At 51.1% G+C, this 19,947-nt stretch carries 17 protein-coding genes; 2 read left to right on the top strand and 15 right to left on the bottom strand.

The window, feature by feature from the left end; translation table 11 throughout:
• Window positions 1–37 precede the first annotated feature (37 nt).
• The 6 genes from tar to RHD99_RS09610 form a co-directional block, all read right to left on the bottom strand.
• Complete coding sequence (gene tar, locus RHD99_RS09635) at window positions 38–1,699, bottom strand: methyl-accepting chemotaxis protein II (RefSeq protein WP_309878588.1); 1,662 nt, start codon at window positions 1,697–1,699, stop codon at window positions 38–40.
• A gap of 266 nt (window positions 1,700–1,965) precedes the next feature.
• A complete protein-coding gene (locus tag RHD99_RS09630; protein ID WP_309878587.1) occupies window positions 1,966–2,943 on the bottom strand; it encodes a Csu type fimbrial protein in 978 nt (325 codons plus the stop codon).
• A complete protein-coding gene (locus tag RHD99_RS09625; RefSeq protein WP_309878586.1) occupies window positions 2,940–5,333 on the bottom strand; it encodes a fimbria/pilus outer membrane usher protein in 2,394 nt (797 codons plus the stop codon). The genes RHD99_RS09630 and RHD99_RS09625 overlap by 4 nt, the downstream gene beginning before the upstream one ends.
• The gene (locus RHD99_RS09620) at window positions 5,309–6,058 is read right to left on the bottom strand and encodes a fimbrial biogenesis chaperone (protein WP_309879130.1); all 750 of its coding nucleotides are present in this window, start codon (window positions 6,056–6,058) and stop codon (window positions 5,309–5,311) included. The genes RHD99_RS09625 and RHD99_RS09620 overlap by 25 nt, the downstream gene beginning before the upstream one ends.
• Window positions 6,059–6,076: 18 nt before the next feature.
• Window positions 6,077–6,547, bottom strand: a complete 471-nt coding sequence (locus tag RHD99_RS09615) for a Csu type fimbrial protein (protein ID WP_309878585.1) — start codon at window positions 6,545–6,547, stop codon at window positions 6,077–6,079.
• A gap of 89 nt (window positions 6,548–6,636) precedes the next feature.
• Window positions 6,637–7,206 (bottom strand): Csu type fimbrial protein, encoded by a 570-nt coding sequence (locus RHD99_RS09610; protein ID WP_309878583.1) that lies wholly within the window; start codon window positions 7,204–7,206, stop codon window positions 6,637–6,639.
• A gap of 535 nt (window positions 7,207–7,741) precedes the next feature.
• Here RHD99_RS09610 and RHD99_RS09605 point away from each other — a divergent pair.
• Entirely contained in the window at window positions 7,742–9,004 is a 1,263-nt protein-coding gene (locus RHD99_RS09605; protein WP_309878581.1) for a dicarboxylate/amino acid:cation symporter, read from the top strand.
• 105 nt (window positions 9,005–9,109) lie between these two features.
• Here the strand turns inward: RHD99_RS09605 and cheW are convergent, their stop codons facing one another.
• The 6 genes from cheW to flhD form a co-directional block, all read right to left on the bottom strand.
• The gene (cheW, locus tag RHD99_RS09600) at window positions 9,110–9,610 is read right to left on the bottom strand and encodes a chemotaxis protein CheW (protein WP_183269610.1); all 501 of its coding nucleotides are present in this window, start codon (window positions 9,608–9,610) and stop codon (window positions 9,110–9,112) included.
• Window positions 9,611–9,638: 28 nt separating this feature from the next.
• On the bottom strand, window positions 9,639–11,654 hold the full coding sequence (gene cheA / locus RHD99_RS09595; RefSeq protein WP_309879128.1) for a chemotaxis protein CheA: 2,016 nt from the start codon (window positions 11,652–11,654) through the stop codon (window positions 9,639–9,641).
• 10 nt (window positions 11,655–11,664) lie between these two features.
• Complete coding sequence (gene motB, locus RHD99_RS09590; protein WP_183269611.1) at window positions 11,665–12,594, bottom strand: flagellar motor protein MotB; 930 nt, start codon at window positions 12,592–12,594, stop codon at window positions 11,665–11,667.
• On the bottom strand, window positions 12,591–13,484 hold the full coding sequence (gene motA, locus RHD99_RS09585) for a flagellar motor stator protein MotA (RefSeq protein WP_183269612.1): 894 nt from the start codon (window positions 13,482–13,484) through the stop codon (window positions 12,591–12,593). Before motA ends, motB begins: the two co-directional genes overlap by 4 nt.
• 128 nt (window positions 13,485–13,612) lie before the next feature.
• A complete protein-coding gene (gene flhC / locus RHD99_RS09580) occupies window positions 13,613–14,191 on the bottom strand; it encodes a flagellar transcriptional regulator FlhC (RefSeq protein WP_183269613.1) in 579 nt (192 codons plus the stop codon).
• 4 nt (window positions 14,192–14,195) lie between these two features.
• Window positions 14,196–14,546: a flagellar transcriptional regulator FlhD gene (gene flhD, locus RHD99_RS09575; RefSeq protein WP_183269614.1), complete on the bottom strand. Its 351-nt coding sequence runs from the start codon at window positions 14,544–14,546 to the stop codon at window positions 14,196–14,198.
• Between the two features lie 801 nt (window positions 14,547–15,347).
• Between flhD and uspC the strand changes: the two genes are divergently transcribed.
• Window positions 15,348–15,770: a universal stress protein UspC gene (uspC, locus tag RHD99_RS09570; protein WP_183269615.1), complete on the top strand. Its 423-nt coding sequence runs from the start codon at window positions 15,348–15,350 to the stop codon at window positions 15,768–15,770.
• Between the two features lie 197 nt (window positions 15,771–15,967).
• Here the strand turns inward: uspC and otsA are convergent, their stop codons facing one another.
• The 3 genes from otsA to araH all read right to left on the bottom strand — a co-directional run bounded on the left by otsA (window position 15,968) and on the right by araH (window position 19,941).
• A complete protein-coding gene (gene otsA, locus RHD99_RS09565) occupies window positions 15,968–17,392 on the bottom strand; it encodes an alpha,alpha-trehalose-phosphate synthase (RefSeq protein ID WP_309878579.1) in 1,425 nt (474 codons plus the stop codon).
• Window positions 17,367–18,170, bottom strand: coding sequence for a trehalose-phosphatase (otsB, locus tag RHD99_RS09560; RefSeq protein WP_309878577.1), 804 nt, complete (start codon window positions 18,168–18,170; stop codon window positions 17,367–17,369). The genes otsA and otsB overlap by 26 nt, the downstream gene beginning before the upstream one ends.
• A gap of 766 nt (window positions 18,171–18,936) precedes the next feature.
• Entirely contained in the window at window positions 18,937–19,941 is a 1,005-nt protein-coding gene (araH, locus tag RHD99_RS09555) for an L-arabinose ABC transporter permease AraH (RefSeq protein ID WP_309878576.1), read from the bottom strand.
• Window positions 19,942–19,947 lie beyond the last annotated feature (6 nt).

Here is a 19,947-nt window from a genome sequence, read left to right as displayed (position 1 = left end):
CCCCTCAGTTAGCACGTCTGACAGCCATTAATGATGCTTAGAAAGTTTCCCAATTATCGTCATGCCCACTGACTGCCGGCTTGCTGGTCTTGCGTACCGGAGCCGTTGACGTCGAGGCAATAACAGGAGGTGTAGCCGCAGGCTCAGCCTGTAAATGGAAGGCAGCAACCAGTTGGTTGAGCATGCTGGCTTGTTCTTCAAGGGCGGCGGCCGCAGACGCGGACTCCTCCACTAAAGAGGCGTTTTGTTGTGTCACGCGGTCCATTTCAGAAACCGCCAACGCAACTTGATCGATACCGCGACTTTGTTCATCAGAAGCGGATGCTATTTCGCCCATGATGTCGGTCACACGCGTGACCGCATTGACGATGTCGCTCATGGTTTCCCCGGCGCTTTCCACCAATACCGAGCCGGTATCAACGCGGGAGACAGAGTCTTCAATCAGTAATTTGATCTCTTTGGCCGCCTGCGCGCTGCGTTGTGCAAGATTGCGTACTTCGCCTGCAACTACCGCGAATCCGCGCCCCTGCTCACCTGCCCTTGCTGCTTCAACGGCGGCGTTCAGCGCCAGGATGTTGGTCTGGAAGGCGATACCGTCAATCACGCCGGTAATGTCAGCAATTTTTTTCGAGGAGCCCGCAATGTCGTGCATGGTTTTCACCACACCATCCACCACTTTTCCGCCGCGCTGAGCGGTTTCGGAGGCGCTTAATGCAAGTTGTGAAGCCTGACGGGCGTTTTCAGCATTTTGTTTCACCGTCGCGGTGAGTTGCTCCATGCTGGCTGCGGTTTCTTCAAGAGAGGCAGCCTGCTGCTCTGTACGGGAAGAGAGGTCGTTATTTCCGGCAGCAATTTCAGTGGCACCGCTATAAATCGCGTCAGATCCATCACGCACGCTGCCGACGGTGATAATCAACTCTTGCTGCATATGGCGAACGCTTGCGGTCAGTTCGCTGATTTCATTACGCCCGGTGGAAATGATGTTTTCGGTCAGGTTGCCATTGGCAATTTCACGAATATGGCCGATAACCACCGATAGCGGCTGCAGCAGGATGCGGCGCATGCCAAGCCAGACCAGCACAATAACCGCAAACAGCGCTAACGCCAGTGCGGCAATTTGCCATTTGGCAAAGTTGTAATCATGGGTGCTGGCAATAAATGACTGCTCGTACATGCGGTCGTTCATGGCAATGTAGTTGCCATATTCGGTCTGAAGGGTGTTTTGCAGGCTTTGTGTGGACTGCGCAAAATAGGCATCCATGTTGCCGCTTTCCAGATAACCCACCAGTTCGCTCAACGCCTGGTTGTAGTTCTGGTAGTCGTCATCAATGCCTTTTACCAGGGATTCAAGTTCTGGATTAATCGCAGGGATTTTTTTGAAGGCTTCGTAATGGGTATGTGCTTGCGCCAGGGTTTTCTTGGCGTTATTTAATAGCTCGGTTTTTGCCGCACTTTGACCATTGCTGGCATCCATCATCATACGGGCAGCGGAGCGGCTCAGGTTAATGCGCGTTTGCAGCATCAATTCCCAGGCATTCGCCAGTTCGGATTGCTGAACGCGTAACTCTCTGGAGACTTTAAAACTGTCGTTATTTTGTTTGAGTGAGTTAAAAAACATTCCGCCAGAGATGAGTTGGAGGAGCGCGAACACCACCAGCACCATCATTAGCATGGTGACAACGCGAATACGGTTCAACATATAACACCCTTTTAATGATTTCTTATCGGTGTTATCGGCGTGAGGAAAAGGAACTTTAACGGAAATTGCAGGCGCAACGGGTGGATGGCGCTTCGTTTACTCCCCTCACCCTAACCCTCTCCCTCAGGGAGAGGGGACTGGATCGGATTCTCCCTCTCCCTTAGGGAGAGGGGGGCTGGATCGAGTTATCCTTCTACTGAGGATGATGGGATTATCCGGTTCCTCCCTCTCCCTCAGGGAGAGGGCTGGGGTGAGGGTGGTACAACCTAAAAGGCCACATCCACCACCAGCGTATCGGTATAACTCCCGGCGGGGGGTGTCGTTTGCGTCGTCAACACCTTTGCCACGTAATTGTAGTTACGCAGTAAACCATCGCTACTCAAGCCAGATGATGCAGAACTGGCCCAGCGTTCTGCACCAAGGCTCCCCCAGCGGTCAGTCCCATTGGATTTATAAATTTCATAACTCATAAAGTTATTGCCACTTTTCATCCGTCGTACATTGCCAGAGACATTTGCGCCATTGCTCACGCCCACGGTGTAAGTGCTGCCTTTGGTGCAGGTAACAGCAATGCTTTGCGAAACGCTTTTAAAGTTTTGCACCAGCGGTGCGCTATCGAAGTTGACCGCCGGCGCGGTTATCGTGCTGCAATCGTTGGAGACTGTCAGTGATACGGTGGTGCCAGGCGAGCCGCTGCCGGTCTGGTAAGCCAGACAAACCGCGACGCCGAGATTGCACACATTCCAGTCAATACGGAAATTTAGCGCCACGCTGTAAGGCCCCGCGCTGACGTTTTGTCCGGCCACCGTGCGCAAGTAAATCGGCAAGGTATAGCGCTGGCTGGTCAGTAAACCCAGCAATATAGTGCCACTCCAGGTGTAACTTCCCCCAACCTGAATTTCACTGCTCCCCGCACATCCAGACTGAACGCAGACCACCACCGGGACGTTATCGGGATTACTGGTATCGTCGGTGCGTCTGAGCAAACCGCGCACTCCCGTTACCGCAGGCGTTGCCCCAAGATAAGTGAGTTTTATCGAGTCGGCGGTGAGCAAACTCAGCACTTTGTCGCAATCGACGGAAATTGATGCGGTGGTGTTTTGCACAGTGGAACCCACCACAAACGAACTTTGGCTGCCAAACGAACCATTCACACCACTCAAGCGGCAGTCAGCGTGGGCAGGCATCGTGATTTGCAGCAGCATGATAGCCAGCAAAACCCCTAACCCGCGCCCGATAATCATGCGCCGTCCCGACAAATCAGCGGGCCGTAGGTTTTCAGCTTACGATCGGGATTTTTATCCAGGGTTAATTGGGTGCTGCAACGCTTACCATCCGGCAACGTCACCGTCAGTGGATTCACATCACTGAGGTTTTCGAGGTAAACAATTCCGTCATAACCCACCGGTGAAGGAGGTTGCAAAGCGCGATACACCTGGCTTGATACGGGTAAATCGTTGCCATTGCTGTCTTGCAAAATCACGCTGGCGGCGCGCTGCTGCTCCATCGGAAAATTGAGAAAATACCCGCTGTGACGGCGTAAGGCCACACGGCGTTCAGTCTCTTTAATCCGCGTATCCGCGGGCAGATTCAGCGTATTGATACTGTAATTAGCCGGATAATAAGACGAAACACCGCTTATCAGCAGATAGCCGTCATCGTCAGTCGTACCGGCTGGCTGGTTTTCAAAATTCACCGTCACATCGCGATAACCGTCGGTGCTGACCACCATAAATGCATCGTTAATCCGGTTGGCCGCCAGCAAAGTGTTATCCATCATCACCAACGAGCCGGACATTTCGCCCCACTGGGTAAGGTTATCGCGCTGCCCGTAAACACCGCCCTGCAACTCCACTTTATTGTTGCGCCAGCCAAGTGTGGCCTGCTGGTAATCGTCAGCGTCGCTCTGATGCGCGTATGCCAGATTCCAGCTAAAACCGCCGTTGCTTGGCATCGCATGGTTGTAATTGACTCGCTGCGTACTGCCCGCATCAGGGGTGCTTTCGACACTGAATGCGGCACTGTTTTCCGTGCCAAACGGCACTTGTAATGACAGTGCCAGACTCCAGCCGTTTTGTGCGGGATCGTGACTGGCCGCGAGATAAAAACTGCTGTTTCCCCACAGATTTTTGCTCCATGACAGATTCAGCAGTTGGGTTTTTTCATTATCGAAACTGCGGATGTCAATCCATGCCGCACCGAGGTTGCCATAGCTTCCGAGATTAAAAGAGAGTGAATATTGGTCGGTGCTGCGGCTAAGGCTGGCTATTGGTTGGTTGTTTTCGTCATACATGTCCGGTGAGTCATAGAGCGCGAGGTTGCCAAACCCCCGGTCGCGGTGGCTGTGTTGCGTGCCGATGTTGAACCATTCGGTGTTGTATTGATAACCCCAGTTCATCTGCTGCCCGCTCTCTCCGCGCATTTCACTGCGCGAATAAGCCCCGTTCACCACCCCAAAACGTCCCAGTTTCACCAGCGTTCCGATGCCACCCAACACCAGCGATTGTGCGCCTTCTGCGTGGCTTTCCAGTGTCCAGTTATCGTTCACCCCGTAACGATAAGAACCGCTGACTGCCGCAGGGCCATAGGAAAAATTGTCGATGCCATAGTCACGCCGTAAGCTGCCGAGCGTGAACGCTCCGTCGCTTAAGCCCGGTTTTAGCAGTTGGCTTGCAACATAAAACGGCAGCGTGGTGGAAACCTGGCGACCCAACGCATCGGTGGTGACCAGCACGGCATCGCCGGAACCATTGATGTAAGGCAGATTGGTCAGGGTAAAAGGGCCAGGTTGCAGTTGTGTACTGCCGCTGCGATAGCCATTGATAAACACATCAACGGTGGAAGGCACCGCCGCTTCACCGGAAAATGCCGGTAGCGGATAGGTAATTAAGTCCGGGCGCAACGAGAAATCGCGGCCAATTGAAATCCCGCCCATACGCACGCTGTTACTCCAGCTTAATGCGCCACTCACCACATCCCCTGCTGACCAGCTAATGATCTCATCTTCATCAGTCCCGGTTAAGGTGGTGTCATAACGCAGATAGCCTTCGGTGCCTCCGGCATCGTAGCCGGAGAAATCCTGACGCCAGGTTCCGGTTGAAGACAGGCTGAGATTGCCGCTAAATACCCGTAACTCATGCCAAACCGAGGCCTGAGCGCCGCTGTTTTGAGTATGGTTGGCATAGACGTCGTAATTGAGCAGCGCCCCGCTGCCGCTTAACGGCTTGAAGCTGGCTTCCTGTTTGCCAAGAGCGATAGCCTGGCTGGGCAGCCAATCGTTGGGAACCTCCATTAGCAGGCGCTGCCCGGCGCTGTCGTACTGCGTTTTCACGCCGTTGAGTGCCGAGACATTCACCTCCTCATGGCTAAATTTATCCCCCGGCAATCCGGCGCGCTGTAAATCTGCGCGGCTGACAAAAAATTGCCCGCTGCGTTGAGTCACCGGCACCACCACCCCGCTATCCCACTGGTTGAACACCAGGGATAAATGGAACGGTGCCGATGGGTTCAGCGATTGCGCATCCGGCGGCGGGGGCAATACGTCATCTTGCTGCGCGGCATGACTGCACAGCGGCAAAGATAAAATCAGCATAGCCACGGGTAATCGACTCAATTGACCGGAGAGGATTGCCATTGCCCGGAACGAGTATTGATCGTTGCTGACAGGTGGTCAGGCTGGGTGAATGATGCTGGCAGCGGCCATTCACGCTGGCTACCCGGTAACACGTAGCCCATCAGCCCGTCGGTCAATGCACGCTTTTGGCTCCCCTGGCGTAATGTCACCTGACTCAGTCGCGCATGAACATTGCCGCGATTAGTGACCTGCAAAGTAGACTGGCCATTTTCATTCACCACCCGCCACGACAGTTTCTCCGATTCAGCATTCGCGTGGTTGCTGGCGGTTTTATGGATTTCCATACCCGCGCCATAAGAAAATAGCGGAATGGAGTAGCGCATCTGCAACTTGAGCCCCATTTGCGGATTGCCGCTTTCCACAGTCGGGGGAATTTCATCCACCACAATGCGGTATGCCAGTTCTTGTCCCGCTGGCACCACATTTTGTTTGATCAGGCGGATAAGTTGTTTGCCCCCTCCTTCAATACGCACAATCGGCGGGCTGGCGACCACATCCTGCTGCGGTTGATACTTTTCATGTCCTTGTTGTTGCTGCCAGCCGACTACCCGCACCTGCATGGTGGTGGCGGTGTCGCTTTGGTTTTGGATCCACAATTCCGCGGCTTTGGCATCGGCATCAAGATAGGGATCTATCGGCCAAATCAGAATGTTTCCTGCCGCCAGCACCTGCGCGCTGACCGACAAACCTGCGGCGAGTAACAGTGTACGCGAGCGCCATTGCATCATTGTTTGCTCCCTTTTTTACCATGACAACGTCACAGTGAGTTGGTCGGTATAAGCCCCTGCCGGACTGAATCCGGTTAATTGCGCCGCGCCAAAAATGGGCAACGAAATACTGTTGCTGTTGCTGTAGGTAATCGCCACCGCCTGATTAACCAGAATTTCGGTATTGGCGGTGAGCGCGCCGCTGGTATAAAGGCGGTACGGCACTTTTTCACTGCTACCGGTGCGGACCATATTGCGTACTGAGGTGTAATTTTTGCCGCCATCGATGGACATACTCAACGCCACACCTGGTGTACAAGCCAGTGCCAGCGAGGTGTTGGGTATGAATGCGTTACTGGTGATGCCGCTTTCCACACCGCTGTGCGTACCAAAATTCAGGCTACCAAAATTGCTTCCGCTGCCGCTGGCGACAGAACATCCCGGCGTGATGGTCGCGCCGACCTGAAAGGACTGCTGAGTGACCGCGCCCACCGGGAGTGCAACCATCAATCCCCACAAGCAGAGCTGAATTTTATGCAAAGCGCGGCCCTCAGCAGGTGTGCTACCTGCCGTAAAATCAGACAAGAGTCAGTTTGTTAGTAGGTTACGCTGACATTAATAATGTCCGTGTACGTCCCCGGTTTCACCGTCACGCTGTCTCCCCCGCCCTGAATACGCCCGTAAACAATGTAATTGTCGACGCCATCAGTGGTGGAAGCTTTCGGGATCGCGGTGTTGTTGGTGATGACATTATTGAATGCGCTGTCGCTATAGATGCTGTACGCCACACCTTGTGTCGCGTCAGAGGTATTGACCAGATAGCGGGCGGGCGTTCCGGGGGTGCCGACGGTCGTTCCTGGCGCGCCGTTGGTGCTGCCCGTCACCTGCACGGTGTAAGTAGAACCGGTGGTACATTGAATGCCGAAGCTGTTACCGCCAGCGGCACCCGCTAACTCTGTAGTCAGCGTTGAGAAGGTTGCCGGATGCTCACCAAAATCCAGGGTACCGAAGTTGATGCCATTCTGAGCGGGTGAGCCGTTGATCAGGCAGCCGTTGGTCAGCGTCAGTGTCGCATTAATGGTCCCGTTACTGGACACCGCGTGCGCTCCGGTTATGCCGCAAAGCAAACCACTTCCACAAAGCAATAAGAGTGCATGTGCTTTCATAGTTAAGCCTCATGTTGTTTGCACATCCGATCCCCTTCAACGGCCAGGGTGCTGAATCCACTAACTTATTGAAATTTAGATTAGGTATTCAGAAATGACCAGAAACCTTACAACGAATCAGCCTAATGGACTATTGCAAAATATTTAACTTCATAATCAATGCATTAACAGCAAACCCATAGGAACACCCTCTTGTTTTTGCGGAAATATTAATATTATTTTCGTGATTGTAGTCACGTTGTTACATAAGGCCTGCTGAATTAACAAATACGACAAAAAGTAAAAAAAAGTTGTATCCGAACTCAGTTTGCTTCAATTTATGAGCCGAATAGAAATTGGACAAACATAATAATTATATATAGTTCAATAAGTTAAATAATTGTTAATTAATATACCCGAAATAATTCGAGTTGCAGGAAGGCGGCAAGAGAGAGAATCCCGATGAGCTTACTAGAGTAAGTGATTTGGGTGATTGAACGTAGCCAACGCACATGCAGCTTGAAGTATGAAGGGTATCGATGGGGATACTACGTAATTGTCTAGCTCAAACAAACTCACGTTATTTATTCTTCTCTTCATGTTCGCCGGTATTCTCTCTGGCGCAGCCATTCACGAATACGCTGCAGCAGACAACATCAAAAGTTATGCCGATAACATCACGCTGTTTACCGATATTTTTTTACGACTGATCAAAATGGTCATCGCACCGTTGGTGTTCAGCACTTTGACCGTTGGCATCATGAAGATGGGTGAAACCTCAACCATTGGCCGCGTAGGTGGCAAAGCGATGGTGTGGTTTGTCTCCTCTTCAGTGCTCTCGATTCTGGTGGGCTTGTTCATCGTCACCCTTCAGCAGCCGGGTGCAGGCATGAATCTCCAGGTTCCAGCCGGTGATGTGCAAACCGGTCTTGCGGTAAGCGGTATGAACCTGAAAGCCTTTATCTCGCATACCATTCCAACCAGCATTGCGGGCGCAATGTCGAATAACGAAATCCTGCAAATTGTAGTTTTCTCGCTGTTCTTCGGTATTGCCGGCGCGTCACTGGGTGAGAAATTCAACACGCCATTAGTCGCGGCACTGGATGTGGTTTCCCATATCATGCTCAAAGTGACGGGCTACGTCATGTATGTGGCACCACTGGCTATTTTCGCTGCGATTTCTTCTGTGGTAGCCACCGAAGGGTTGGGCATTTTACTCAACTATGCATCGTTCATCGGCGGTTACTATCTGGCGATTATCCTGACGTGCATGGTGCTGATTGGCGTCGGTTATATGGTGCTCAAGCGTGATGTATTCCGCCTGATTGCCATGCTGAAAGATCCGGTTCTGGTGGCATTTACCACCAGCAGCTCCGAAGCGGCTTACCCTAAAACGCTCGATCAGCTGACCCGTTTTGGCTGTTCTCGTAACATCGCGTCTTTCGTATTGCCGATTGGTTATTCGTTCAATCTGGTCGGTTCGATGGTGTACTGCTCTTTTGCCTCCATGTTTATCGCGCAGGCCTACAACATCCATCTGACGTTTTCCGAGATAGTGGTGCTGATGCTGACATTGATGCTGGCGTCTAAAGGTATTGCGGGCGTGCCGCGTTCTGCGCTGGTCGTGCTGGCTGCTACCATTCCGAGCTTTAATATTCCGGTCGCGGGTATCCTGCTGCTGATGGGGATTGACCATTTCCTCGACATGGGCCGTTCAGCGATTAACGTGCTGGGTAACGGTGTGGCGACGGCAATGTTGTCGAAAAATGAAGGTGAGATGGAAGAAGAAGTGGAAGCTGGCGAGCGCGTAGAAGCGTAATTTGCCTGTGATAGTGGCGGATAGCGCTTTGCGCCCATCCGCCCTTAAAAACCACCACTCATTGCCCTGGTCGGGTTAGCGTGAGCGACACCCGACTTCATCAAACTAGGCTACGCGGCTTACATCATCAATCAGCGCCATTTCTTCGCTATTGAGCAACTTCTCGATATTAACCAAAATCAGCATTCGGTCGCCCAGTGCGCCGAGGCCGGTCAGGTATTCAGTCGACAGCGTCACGGCAAATTCAGGTGCCGGGCGGATTTGTTCGGCAGTCAGAGACAACACATCCGACACGCCATCCACCACAATACCCACCACACGTTGGCCGAAGTTCAGCACGATAACCACCGTGTTATCGTTATATTCGACGCCATCTTGCGCAAACTTAATCCGCAGGTCGAGAATTGGCACAATCACACCGCGCAGGTTAGTCACCCCTTTGATAAACGCAGGCGTGTTGGCAATACGCGTGACTTGATCGTACCCGCGGATTTCCTGCACTTTTAAAATGTCGATGCCGTACTCTTCGTCGCCCAGGGTGAAAACGAGGAACTCTTGCCCTACCGTTTCCCCGGTCATTTTTGTCACATTGGTTAATCCAGTCATTTACTTATCCTTTCTCAAATCCGGAGGACTAGGCGGCGTGGCCGGCCATACGTTGTTCACGATTCAAACCTTGCAGCGCTGAAACATCGACAATCAGCGCCACACTGCCATCACCGAGGATGGTTGCGGCCGAAATACCCGGCACTTTGCGATAGTTACTCTCGAGGTTTTTCACCACCACCTGATGCTGACCAATCAGCTGATCAACCAGCAGCGCGTAGCGTCGCCCGGCACTCTGCAAAATCACCACGATGCCTTGCGTCGCTTCCGTTTTAGCCCCAGCCACATCAAATACTTTCCACAGTTCAACCAGCGGCAAGTATTCGCCACGCACTTCCAGCACGCGCTCGCCCCCGGCAAGAGGATGTAAATCATCTTCCTTCGGCTGCAACGATTCCATCACCGCGTTGAGCGGCAGGATAAAGACTTCGTCGCTGACTTTAACCGACATCCCATCAAGAATGGCGAGTGTTAGCGGCAGCATAATGCGGATCGTGGTACCGACATTGGCCTGAGATTTGATTTCGACATGGCCACCCATTTCCTGGATGTTACGCTTCACCACGTCCATGCCCACGCCGCGTCCGGACACGTCAGTGACCTGCTCGGCGGTCGAGAATCCAGGGGCGAAAATTAACATTCCCACTTCGTCGTCTGACATGTTTTCGTGAACGGCCATGCCTTGCGACAGCGCTTTAGCAAGAATACGTTCACGGTTCAGGCCTGCGCCATCATCGGACACTTCAATGCAGATGTTCCCGCCCTGATGCTCTGCCGAAAGAATCAAATTACCCACTGCCGATTTACCCGCAGCGAGGCGTTTTTCCGGAGATTCGATGCCATGATCGAGGCTGTTACGCACCAGGTGAGTCAGCGGATCGATAATGCGTTCGATTAAACTTTTATCCAGCTCAGTAGAGCTACCCTGCAACGTCAGTTCGACCTGTTTACCCAGTTTTCCAGCCAGATCACGCACCAGACGCGGGAAGCGGCTGAAGACATATTCCATTGGCATCATACGGATAGACATTACCGACTCTTGCAAATCGCGGGCGTTACGTTGTAACTGACCCATACTGGTAATCAGTTCACCGTGTTCAACCGGGTCAAGTTCGTTGGAACGTTGGGCTAACATCGACTGCGTGATGACCAGTTCGCCCACCAGGTTAATGAGCTGATCGACCTTTTCAACCGCGACACGAATGCTGCTCGACTCGCTGACACGCGGCGCTTTGTTTTCTCTTTCGCTACGCGGTGAAACAGGTGCAGCAGGTGTGGCTTCTTTTGTCCCTACAGCCACGACTTGCGGCGGATTCACCGCAACGGCAACCGGCTCTTCAATAGCCGCAATATCTGCAACCGCGCTGCGCGCTATTAATGGCAGAAACTCGATTTGTTCAGGTTCGATAACAAAACAGAGCACCGCGCTGATGTCATCGGCGCTGACGGTGGTTTCTAACGTGGCGGTGACGGAACCCTCACCCTGTTCGACATCGCTTACCGTGCCGAGGTTGGATAACTCTTCCAGCAACAAATTGCGTTCGCTGGCTTTCAGGCCGGTAATGGCAATGCGTAAATGGCCGTCACTGGCAGGCAACGCGTCAACGGTTTCTTTCTCAACAACCGTTAATTTTGTGGCCGGCACAGGTGCTTCGCCTTTGGCTTCCAGCGCCAGTTGGCGTAACGCTTTGCAGATATAATCGAAACTCTCAGCATCCGGTTCCAGGGAGTTTTTATAAGCGTCCAGCTGTTCCTGCATAATATCTTTGGTTTCCAAAAACAGGTTGATGATATCGGTGTTGAGTTGCATCTCACCGCGCCGCGCCTCGTCAAGCAGGTTTTCCATGAGGTGCGTGGTTTCCTGCAAAATGGAGAAGCCGAACGTACCCGCCCCTCCTTTGATCGAGTGTGCAGCACGAAATATGGCATTTAGCTGTTCTGAATCTGGCGCTTCAGGGGCCAGGTTCAGCAGATGTTGCTCCATATCAGCCAGTAACTCGTCGGCCTCGTCAAAAAATGTCTGGTAAAAATCGCTGATATCCATACTCACGCTATCACCTCGTACCGGATTGTGGCGGTAATGTGTTCTGCGCCGGTTCCACGGCCGCAGGTTGTTGGAGAATGCTTAGTGGCTGATTATCGCTTTCTGCGTTTTCGTGCACGATGGCCTCTTCAGCTTGTTTATTCAGTACCAGCAAACTGATGCGTCGGTTGATCGCATCGTCAGGCCCGCGGTTGGTCAGGCGCATAGTGGATGCCATGCCCACGACGCGTAAGACTTTGCCGTCAATAAGTCCGCCTGACATCAGTTCGCGCCGCGAAGCGTTTGCCCGGTCAGCAGATAATTCCCAGTTGCTATAACCACGCTCGCCCATTGCATAGGGCAAATCATCCGTGTGACCCGACAAACTTATTCTGTTAGGAAACTCATTCAGTAATGGCGCGATACTGCGCAAAATATCGCGCATGTAAGGCTCAACTTCAGCGCTGCCGTTCTTAAACATCGGACGGTTTTGGCTGTCGATAATTTGTATCCGCAATCCCTCTTGAACCAGATCAATCTGCAGATGCGGGCGCAGTGCGCGCAACTTAGGGTCGGCGTCAATCAGTTGATCCAGTTTGTCTCCCAGTCGCTTGAGGCGGCTGGTTTCCATCCGTTTTCTGAGTTCTTCAATATTGGGCTGTCTTTTCACTTCGCCCTGTTGTTGGGTTACGTCATCCCCGCCGCCAGGAATCGGGCTTTGGCTATCAGAAATACGCTGCCCACCGGTAATAGCCGCCGAAAGTGGCGTACGGAAATAGTCGGCAATTTGCGCCAGTTCTTTAGGGCTGGAGATTGAAATCAGCCACATCACCAGAAAAAAGGCCATCATCGCCGTCATGAAGTCTGCGTAGGCAATCTTCCATGAACCGTGCGCGCCGCCGCCGTGGCCTTTGTGCTTGCGTCGTTTTACGACAACAATGGGGCGCGCGTTGTGTTTCATACTTCTTCTTCCGTGGCACGGGCTTGCGCATTCGGCGAACGAACGGCACGCACATGTTCTTCAAGTTCAATGAACGAAGGACGTTCACTGGAATAGAGTGTTTTACGACCAAATTCGACGGCAATAGGCGGCGCGTAACCGTTAAGACTTGAGAGTAATGTGACTTTCACGCACTGCATCATTTTGGTGGTTTCGGCGCTTTTTTGACGTAACACGGTCGCCAGCGGCGAAATAAAACCGTATGCCAGCAAAATACCCAAAAAGGTTCCCACCATCGCGTGCGCAATCAATGAACCCAGCTCGCCCGCTGGACGGTCCGCAGAAGCCAGGGCGTGAACCACTCCCATAACTGCCGCCACAATACCGAATGCCGGGAGTGAGTCCCCCATTATTGCGAGGCTATTCGCGGGTATTTCCGCCTCACTTTCGTGGGTTTCAATTTCTTCATCCATCAGCGCTTCAATTTCAAATGAATTCATATTCCCGCTGATGATCAGACGCAGGTAATCAATAATAAAATCCAGCATCAGTGCGTCAGCTAAAATGCGCGGGTAGCTGGCAAATATTTCACTCTCTTTCGGGTTTTCAATATCGCGTTCCAGCGAGAACATTCCCTGTTGGCGTGATTTCGCCATCAGGCGATAAAGCAGCGCCATGAGATCCATATACATGCTTTTGGTGTATTTCGAGCGGCGGAAAAGTAATGGCAACGCTTTTAACGTCGCTTTGATTGCTTTACCGTTATTCCCCACGATAAAGGCACCCACCCCTGCTCCACCAATGATGATAAATTCAGCTGGTTGATAGAGAGCGCCAAGATGACCCCCGGTCATCATATAGCCGCCGAATACTGTCGCAATAACGACCAGATAACCTATTACAATCAGCACGAGTACATCCTTCTGCTGTTAAATGTGATGAGGAATCACAAATCAGAGGTGATAACAGCCGGGTGCTGGGCAAAAAAAAGCAGCGATAATGGCTTATCGCTGCTGGAGTGTTTATCCACACCGAACTGTTAAACGGCCTGTTTGACCTGTTCATCCAGCAGTTGTGGAATAATATCGGCAGTATTCGTAGAAAGTTTACGTCTTTTTACTGCTCTGGATGGAGGCTGGCACAAACTGCAAGCAAAGCTACCTGCGGGTTGGTGTGCATGGGTAATAAAGTTACCCCCGCAGCAGTTGCAGCTGCTCAATTCAAGCATGTGGCTTTCAACAAAACGCACCAGTGTCCAGGCGCGAGTCAGTGCTAATAGCGGGCCACCTTCTTGTGCCGGACACTGTTCAAGATACAGGCGGTAAGCTTTAATCACCGCATCAACGCCGGAACATAATCCGGTGCGTAACAAAAACTGCCAGGTGTTACAAAACATGGAAGCATGGATATTTTGCTCCCAGGTCATAAACCAGTCGGTAGAAAAAGGCAGCATACCTTTTGGCGGAGGACTGCCACGGAGCTCTTTATAAAGTTTGATTAGTCTGCCACGGCTTAATTGTGTTTCGCTCTCAAGCATCTGCAATCGAGCGCCTAGCGTGATTAATTCCATCGCCAGTTGTATGTCGCGGGCTTCCTGAACAATACTTTTCTCGCTCATTTTGTTACGCCCTTTTTTTGCGAGATGCCTCGTCTATCGGGGACACCTCATTTAATAAACGGGTGGATAACAAAATGCCGGTGTGAATTTGCTGTAAATCATCCACACGTGAGTCTTGTGTTAAACGAGTGATGGTTTGGTTATCACTAAAACGGAACTGACAAATCAGTTGATTGGTTTCCGCTAATTTCACCATTTGTGGCAAGGTTAATTCGCTAAGGGTATTTGCCATTTCTTCTGTTACGCCCAAACGAAACATTGCGGAGGGTTTGTCGCCGTTAATAAGGCGCTGCGCAAGAAGTAAATACGACAAATTAATATCGTAGATATGTTTTAACAACTCGGATGTATGCATTTTGTCATCCTGAAAAACTTACTTTTAACCATGCGGCTTTACCGCACCCCGTGAGTCGCCGGGAAATCCCGGTTAAAATTAAACCTACCAAAAAAGCTCATTATTTAACCGATAACATGCACTGAAACCACCGATACAAAATGCGGTGGAGACGTCCTTGTAAGTGCGTTTTATCTGAGCGTAAATTTTTTGTAAGAAATTAAGATTTTTCCTAATTCCGCGCAAACTCTACTCGTAGCCTTTTAGACATACAATGCGGGTGCCGACGAATTTTCAAGTTTATGTGACGTAGATCACATATATTTACTTTATGCATCCTCCTCAAACATCAGAAAGACTTTTCAATTGAGCGTTTTACGAGCAGATTGGGAATATCCGTTACGATAATCTGGTATTTGGTTTTCTTCTGGCTAACAATCTAATGACTTACTCTTCATAACGGGTCCTGACCCTGGCTTAGTCATGTGATTTATATCGCATTTTTCCATTCACCAACAAAAATCCTGACAATCACGACATCTTCAGTACACAACACCTTGTAATGATATGTTTTGACGTTGAAATCGAATAAATCCTCAGTGAAAGCGAGTTGGTCGTAAATGTACGAAAAATAATACGAAAGTTTGATGGATAAATGAACAATCCATGCATTACATTTTCATTACAACTATTTTACATTAGCGTTATTAATCATTTTTCATGAGCAGGCTCACGTTTTACATGGTTACTATCCTTGCGTAAAAATGGTGTTTGATGTAGGAAAATGTTAACCGTCTGGTTATCAGGCAACAGGAGGTTGTAATGAGTTACAAACATATACTGGTTGCTGTCGCCATCAGCCCGGAAAGTCATTTATTGGTGGCCCGGGCAGTCTCCATTGCTCAGCCCGTTAATGGGAAAATCACACTGATTACACTCGCATCAGAACCCGAACTCTATAATCAATTCGCCGCGCCAATGCTGGAAAACCTTCGGGAATTAATGCTTGAAGAGACGCAAATTTTTATTGATGAATTGATCGAGAAAGCCCATTACCCCATTGCACAAACCGTTATTGCTACGGGCGAATTAAGTGAGCATATAATGGCTATTTGTAATAAAGGTTCGGTGGATTTAGTGATTTGCGGTAACCACAATCAAACCTTTTTCAGCAAGATAATTTGCTCCGCGAAGGCTGTGGTGGAGTCAAGCAAGGTGGATGTACTGTTGGTCCCACTGAGATAAGGGCGATTTAAGATAAGTCATGCTCTTTTAGCGCAATGTATAAGAAAAAATTAGACACACATTACTCTTTCACATTGTGCGGATCATTCGATTCCCGGAGCAAAGACCTCTGCACGCGATAAAAAATGTATCAAGGGAGCTTAAATTAGCTTCCCTGATACATTCTCCAGGGCTCGACTTACACGAGTAAAAACGGCTCACGCCAGCTTAGGAAACGTCGCCACCTTTTTATCCAAATGAGACTTATCACTGCGTGCCGCCGCCTGCTTTAAATCCCCAATAAACCTCTTTTGCCAGTGATGAATATCGTTCTTCTCAATCACCGCCATCATTTCGCTATGACGCGCAATACGTTCGGCGAGTGGCATCGTTAATGCCCTGTCCAGTGCCGCCGCGACTTCATCACGGTCGTAGGGGTTAACGATAAGTGCCGACGACAACTCATGCGCCGCACCGGCAAATTTTGACAACACCAGTACACCTGGGTTTGCCGGATCTTGCGCGGCTACATACTCTTTCGCCACCAGATTCATCCCATCGCGCAGCGGTGTGACTAAACCGACATCAGCGTGACGGAACACTTTCATCACCAGTTTGCGGTCAAAGTGCTGGTTTAAATAGTACAGCGGCGTCCAGCCCAGTTGACCGTATTTACCATTGATGCGCCCCGCTTCAGTTTCCAGTTGGTGACGAATGTCCTGATACGCTTGCACATCGCCACGCGAGGTCGGTGCGATTTGCGTATAGCGAATTTTACCGTGATGCTGCGGGAAGTTTTCCAGCAATGCTTCAAATGCGAGGAAGCGCTCTGGCAGCCCTTTGGAATAATCCAGTCGCTCCACCGAGAAGATATTTTTGATACTGCCCAGTTCGGCTTTGAGTTGCGCAAGCTTCGGAGGTAACGGCCCTTGTGCGTTCTTTTTGATCTCTTGCGGCTCAATACCTATTGGGTAAACCTCGGCACAAAACGTGTTGCCGAACGCCTGATATTGGTTTTTACCCTGATGGTCGAGGCGTGTTTGAGAGGCGACACAATCGAGGAAAGCCTGCCTGTCGTTTTCCGTCTGGAAGCCCAGCAAATCGTATTCACACAGCGCCTCGATAAGCTCTTCATGTGGCGGCAGCGCGTTGAAAATTTCAGGAGTGGGGAACGGGATATGTAAGAAGAAACCGATACGATGATCGAGCTTCTGTTTACGGCATTCAGCAGCAAAAGGCAGCAAGTGGTAGTCATGCACCCACAGGATGTCATCTTGTTCCAGTAGCGGTTTTAATTTGCTGACCAACAACGTATTGACCCGGCGATAGCCTTCCCAGGCTTCGCGCTGGAAATCGACCAGATCCAAACGGTAGTGAAACGCAGGCCAAAGTACGGCGTTAGAGAATTGCAGATAATAGCTTTCGTAATCTTCCTGGCTGAGATTGAAGGATGCCCAGGTAATGTTGCCGCGCTTGGTCTTTTTTAAAGCAGCATCAGGATCCCCCACTTCGCCGCTCCAGCCAAACCATAATCCACCCGCCGTTTTTAATGCGCCTAAAATGCCCACCGCCAGGCCACCGGCACTGGTTTTTTTATCATCCGGTGGTGCAATGCGATTAGAGACTACCACTAAGCGACTCATAATCTTCTCCCCGTGAAATGGCTGACTTTTGTTGTTCTATGTGATGCGTTAATTTTCCAAGCCAGTGATAAACCATGCGAACATTGGCCAGTCGATAATGGGCAATGGTCTCACCACTACCGACTTTTATGGTCAATCCTCCCAGCGCATTGACCTGTTTAAATCCCGCCTCATCCGTGAGGTCGTCTCCTATGAAGACAGGAGTTCTACCCGCAAAGGGCGCTTCCTGCATAAAGGCGCGGATCGCGGCACCTTTATCAATTCCCAACGGTTTCAACTCCACAACACATTTCCCCGGCTGCAACGCCAGTTCGGGATAGCGCAGCGTCATCGACTGTGCCAATTGTAAGATTGCGTCTGCCGCCTCGGGTGCATGGCGATAATGGAGCGCAAAGGCCATGCCCTTGGCTTCTAAATCCGCCCCCGGGAACTGCAATAGCGCTTCAGTTAATTGTTGCTGGAGTGCAGATACAACAGGCTCAGGTAGAGTCACAACGTGGGTTTTATCATTGATGTCACGGCGCTCAGCGCCATGCACTCCCGCAAGCGGGAAGTGAAATGGCGTCGCGAGTTTATCGAGCTCAGCCATTGAGCGCCCTGAAATCAATGCCAGTGCCCCATCGCTCATAATGGAGATTTTTTGCAGCAACGTACGCACTGCGGCCGGAATAGTGACTTGATCCGGGTGCGGTTTGATTTCTGCAAGCGTGCCATCGAGGTCAAAGAAAAAGGCAAGGTTTCCTGAAAGTAGAGGTGGTACAGAAGATACATCAGCCACCAGTGGCTCCTCCTTACACAGTTAATTTCGCCACCGTAACGGTAACGAGTGATGATGATTAGCCATGTAAGTATAGACAGGGTGACGGGTGTCGCAATTTTCCAGGAATAATCGGGGGGGATGCAATCATCTCTTCGAGACGAGGTTTAGTTGTTTATGTTGGAAGCGGTGATGGTTCCGTTCACTCAAAGTATTTCGATATATATAGCCACCGAACCGGTGAACGTCTTAGGGTGGCCACCGTCGCCACCCTAAGAACCCGGACTCCCGGCAAATAAATCGCCGCTGCGCGGTAAACACCGTTTTTTACCCAACATTCGCGGTCGTTCGCGATTCGTTCCCGACGATCGCTCTCTTTCGCCGCTCCCGGCGGCTCAACCACGACTGAAGGGCATAAAACGGCGCGATTTAAGCCGGAACCAAAGTCAACGTCAAAACCTAACGTCAAAAGCCAAACCGGTTTTGACCTTGTTCCCGGTATAAATTGCCCCAGTGTTCCCCATAAGTCAGGGGGGCGTGGTCGGGAACCACGCCAGTGAGCGATCGCCGGGAGCGAGTCGCGAACGACCCTGAACGTTGGGGATAAGCTGGGGTTTACCGCGCCAGCGGCAATTTAAAACCGGGCGCCGGGGTTGCCAGGGGGCTGGCGTGAGCCACCTGGCACGTTCACCGTTAGCAACGTTTAAAGAGATAGTCAGCCGTCCGGGTGAACGGAAACACCTCGGAATTGCAGATCTCACGATGCACAGGCAATGAGCGAGCACGCCTATACACTCCGTTTCGCTTTCTGTTTGTAACGGTCAAAAATAACCGCCGCCAGCAGAATCAACCCACGCACCACATATTGCGAGAAAGGCGAAATGTTCAGCAAATTCATGGCATTTTCTACGGTGCCGAGAATCAAAATACCGGCAATCACGTAGGAAATCTTACCGATCCCCCCTTTCAGCGATACGCCCCCCAACACACAGGCTGAAATCACAATCAACTCGTAGCCGATCGAGGTCATCGGCTGGCCGCTGGTCATCCGCGAAGCAAGGATTATCCCCGCTGCGGCCGACACCAACCCGGAGAGAATAAAGATGATGATTTTGGTACGCACCACCGGCACACCCGCCAGACGAGCTGCCTCCTCATTGCCGCCAATCGCCAGCGTATTGCGGCCAAAGGTGGTTTTATTGAGCAAGAAACCAAAAATAATCAGGCAGCCCACCGTCAACCAGATTGGCGCAGGCAGACCCAACCAGTTGGCATAGCCCAGCGTAAAGAAACGCTCATCTTCGATGCCGACCGCTTTACCGTCCGAAATAATGTATGCCAGGCCGCGGACAATCTGCATGGTGGCGAGTGTGGTAATCAGCGCGTTGATTTTAAGCCTGGCGATAACAAAACCGTTGACCAGGCCACTTAACACACCCAACAACAATCCTGCCGCCACGCCAATCCACAGGCTTTCGGTCATATTGATAACCACCGCCGTGGTGACCCCAGCACAGGCAATCACGGAGGCGACTGACAAGTCGAAATCACCTGATGCCAGGCAGAACAACATGCCACAGGCCACCATGCCCGACATTGAAATGGCCAGCCCCAAGCCCTTCATATTCACGAAAGAAGAGAAATTGGGCACGAAAATGGCGCAGGCGATAAACAGCACCGCAAACACCACCAGCATGCCGTAGTTGTCCCAAATGCGACCGAGACTCAGAGACGACTTTTTCTTGTTGTCGCCCGATGATGTATTTGTTGATGATGGCGTTAATGCAGACATTTTTCT

This window comes from Buttiauxella selenatireducens, from assembly GCF_031432975.1.
In the GTDB taxonomy this organism is placed as follows: domain Bacteria; phylum Pseudomonadota; class Gammaproteobacteria; order Enterobacterales; family Enterobacteriaceae; genus Buttiauxella; species Buttiauxella selenatireducens.
The sequence above is the reverse complement of the archived record's forward strand: the minus strand, read 5'-3'. Positions and strand labels throughout refer to the sequence as shown.

Bases quoted from the DNA above. Each gene is read 5' to 3' on its own strand.
- tar (WP_309878588.1), bottom strand. From the start codon at position 1,699: ATGTTGAACCGTATTCGCGTTGTCACCATGCTAATGATGGTGCTGGTG.
- motB (WP_183269611.1), bottom strand. From the start codon at position 12,594: ATGAAACACAACGCGCGCCCCATTGTTGTCGTAAAACGACGCAAGCAC.
- RHD99_RS09620 (WP_309879130.1), bottom strand. From the start codon at position 6,058: ATGCAATGGCGCTCGCGTACACTGTTACTCGCCGCAGGTTTGTCGGTC.
- RHD99_RS09630 (WP_309878587.1), bottom strand. From the start codon at position 2,943: ATGATTATCGGGCGCGGGTTAGGGGTTTTGCTGGCTATCATGCTGCTG.
- flhD (WP_183269614.1), bottom strand. From the start codon at position 14,546: ATGCATACATCCGAGTTGTTAAAACATATCTACGATATTAATTTGTCG.
- RHD99_RS09625 (WP_309878586.1), bottom strand. From the start codon at position 5,333: ATGGCAATCCTCTCCGGTCAATTGAGTCGATTACCCGTGGCTATGCTG.
- uspC (WP_183269615.1), top strand. From the start codon at position 15,348: ATGAGTTACAAACATATACTGGTTGCTGTCGCCATCAGCCCGGAAAGT.
- cheA (WP_309879128.1), bottom strand. From the start codon at position 11,654: ATGGATATCAGCGATTTTTACCAGACATTTTTTGACGAGGCCGACGAG.
- RHD99_RS09615 (WP_309878585.1), bottom strand. From the start codon at position 6,547: ATGGTTGCACTCCCGGTGGGCGCGGTCACTCAGCAGTCCTTTCAGGTC.
- flhC (WP_183269613.1), bottom strand. From the start codon at position 14,191: ATGAGCGAGAAAAGTATTGTTCAGGAAGCCCGCGACATACAACTGGCG.
- araH (WP_309878576.1), bottom strand. From the start codon at position 19,941: ATGTCTGCATTAACGCCATCATCAACAAATACATCATCGGGCGACAAC.
- RHD99_RS09610 (WP_309878583.1), bottom strand. From the start codon at position 7,206: ATGAAAGCACATGCACTCTTATTGCTTTGTGGAAGTGGTTTGCTTTGC.
- otsA (WP_309878579.1), bottom strand. From the start codon at position 17,392: ATGAGTCGCTTAGTGGTAGTCTCTAATCGCATTGCACCACCGGATGAT.
- cheW (WP_183269610.1), bottom strand. From the start codon at position 9,610: ATGACTGGATTAACCAATGTGACAAAAATGACCGGGGAAACGGTAGGG.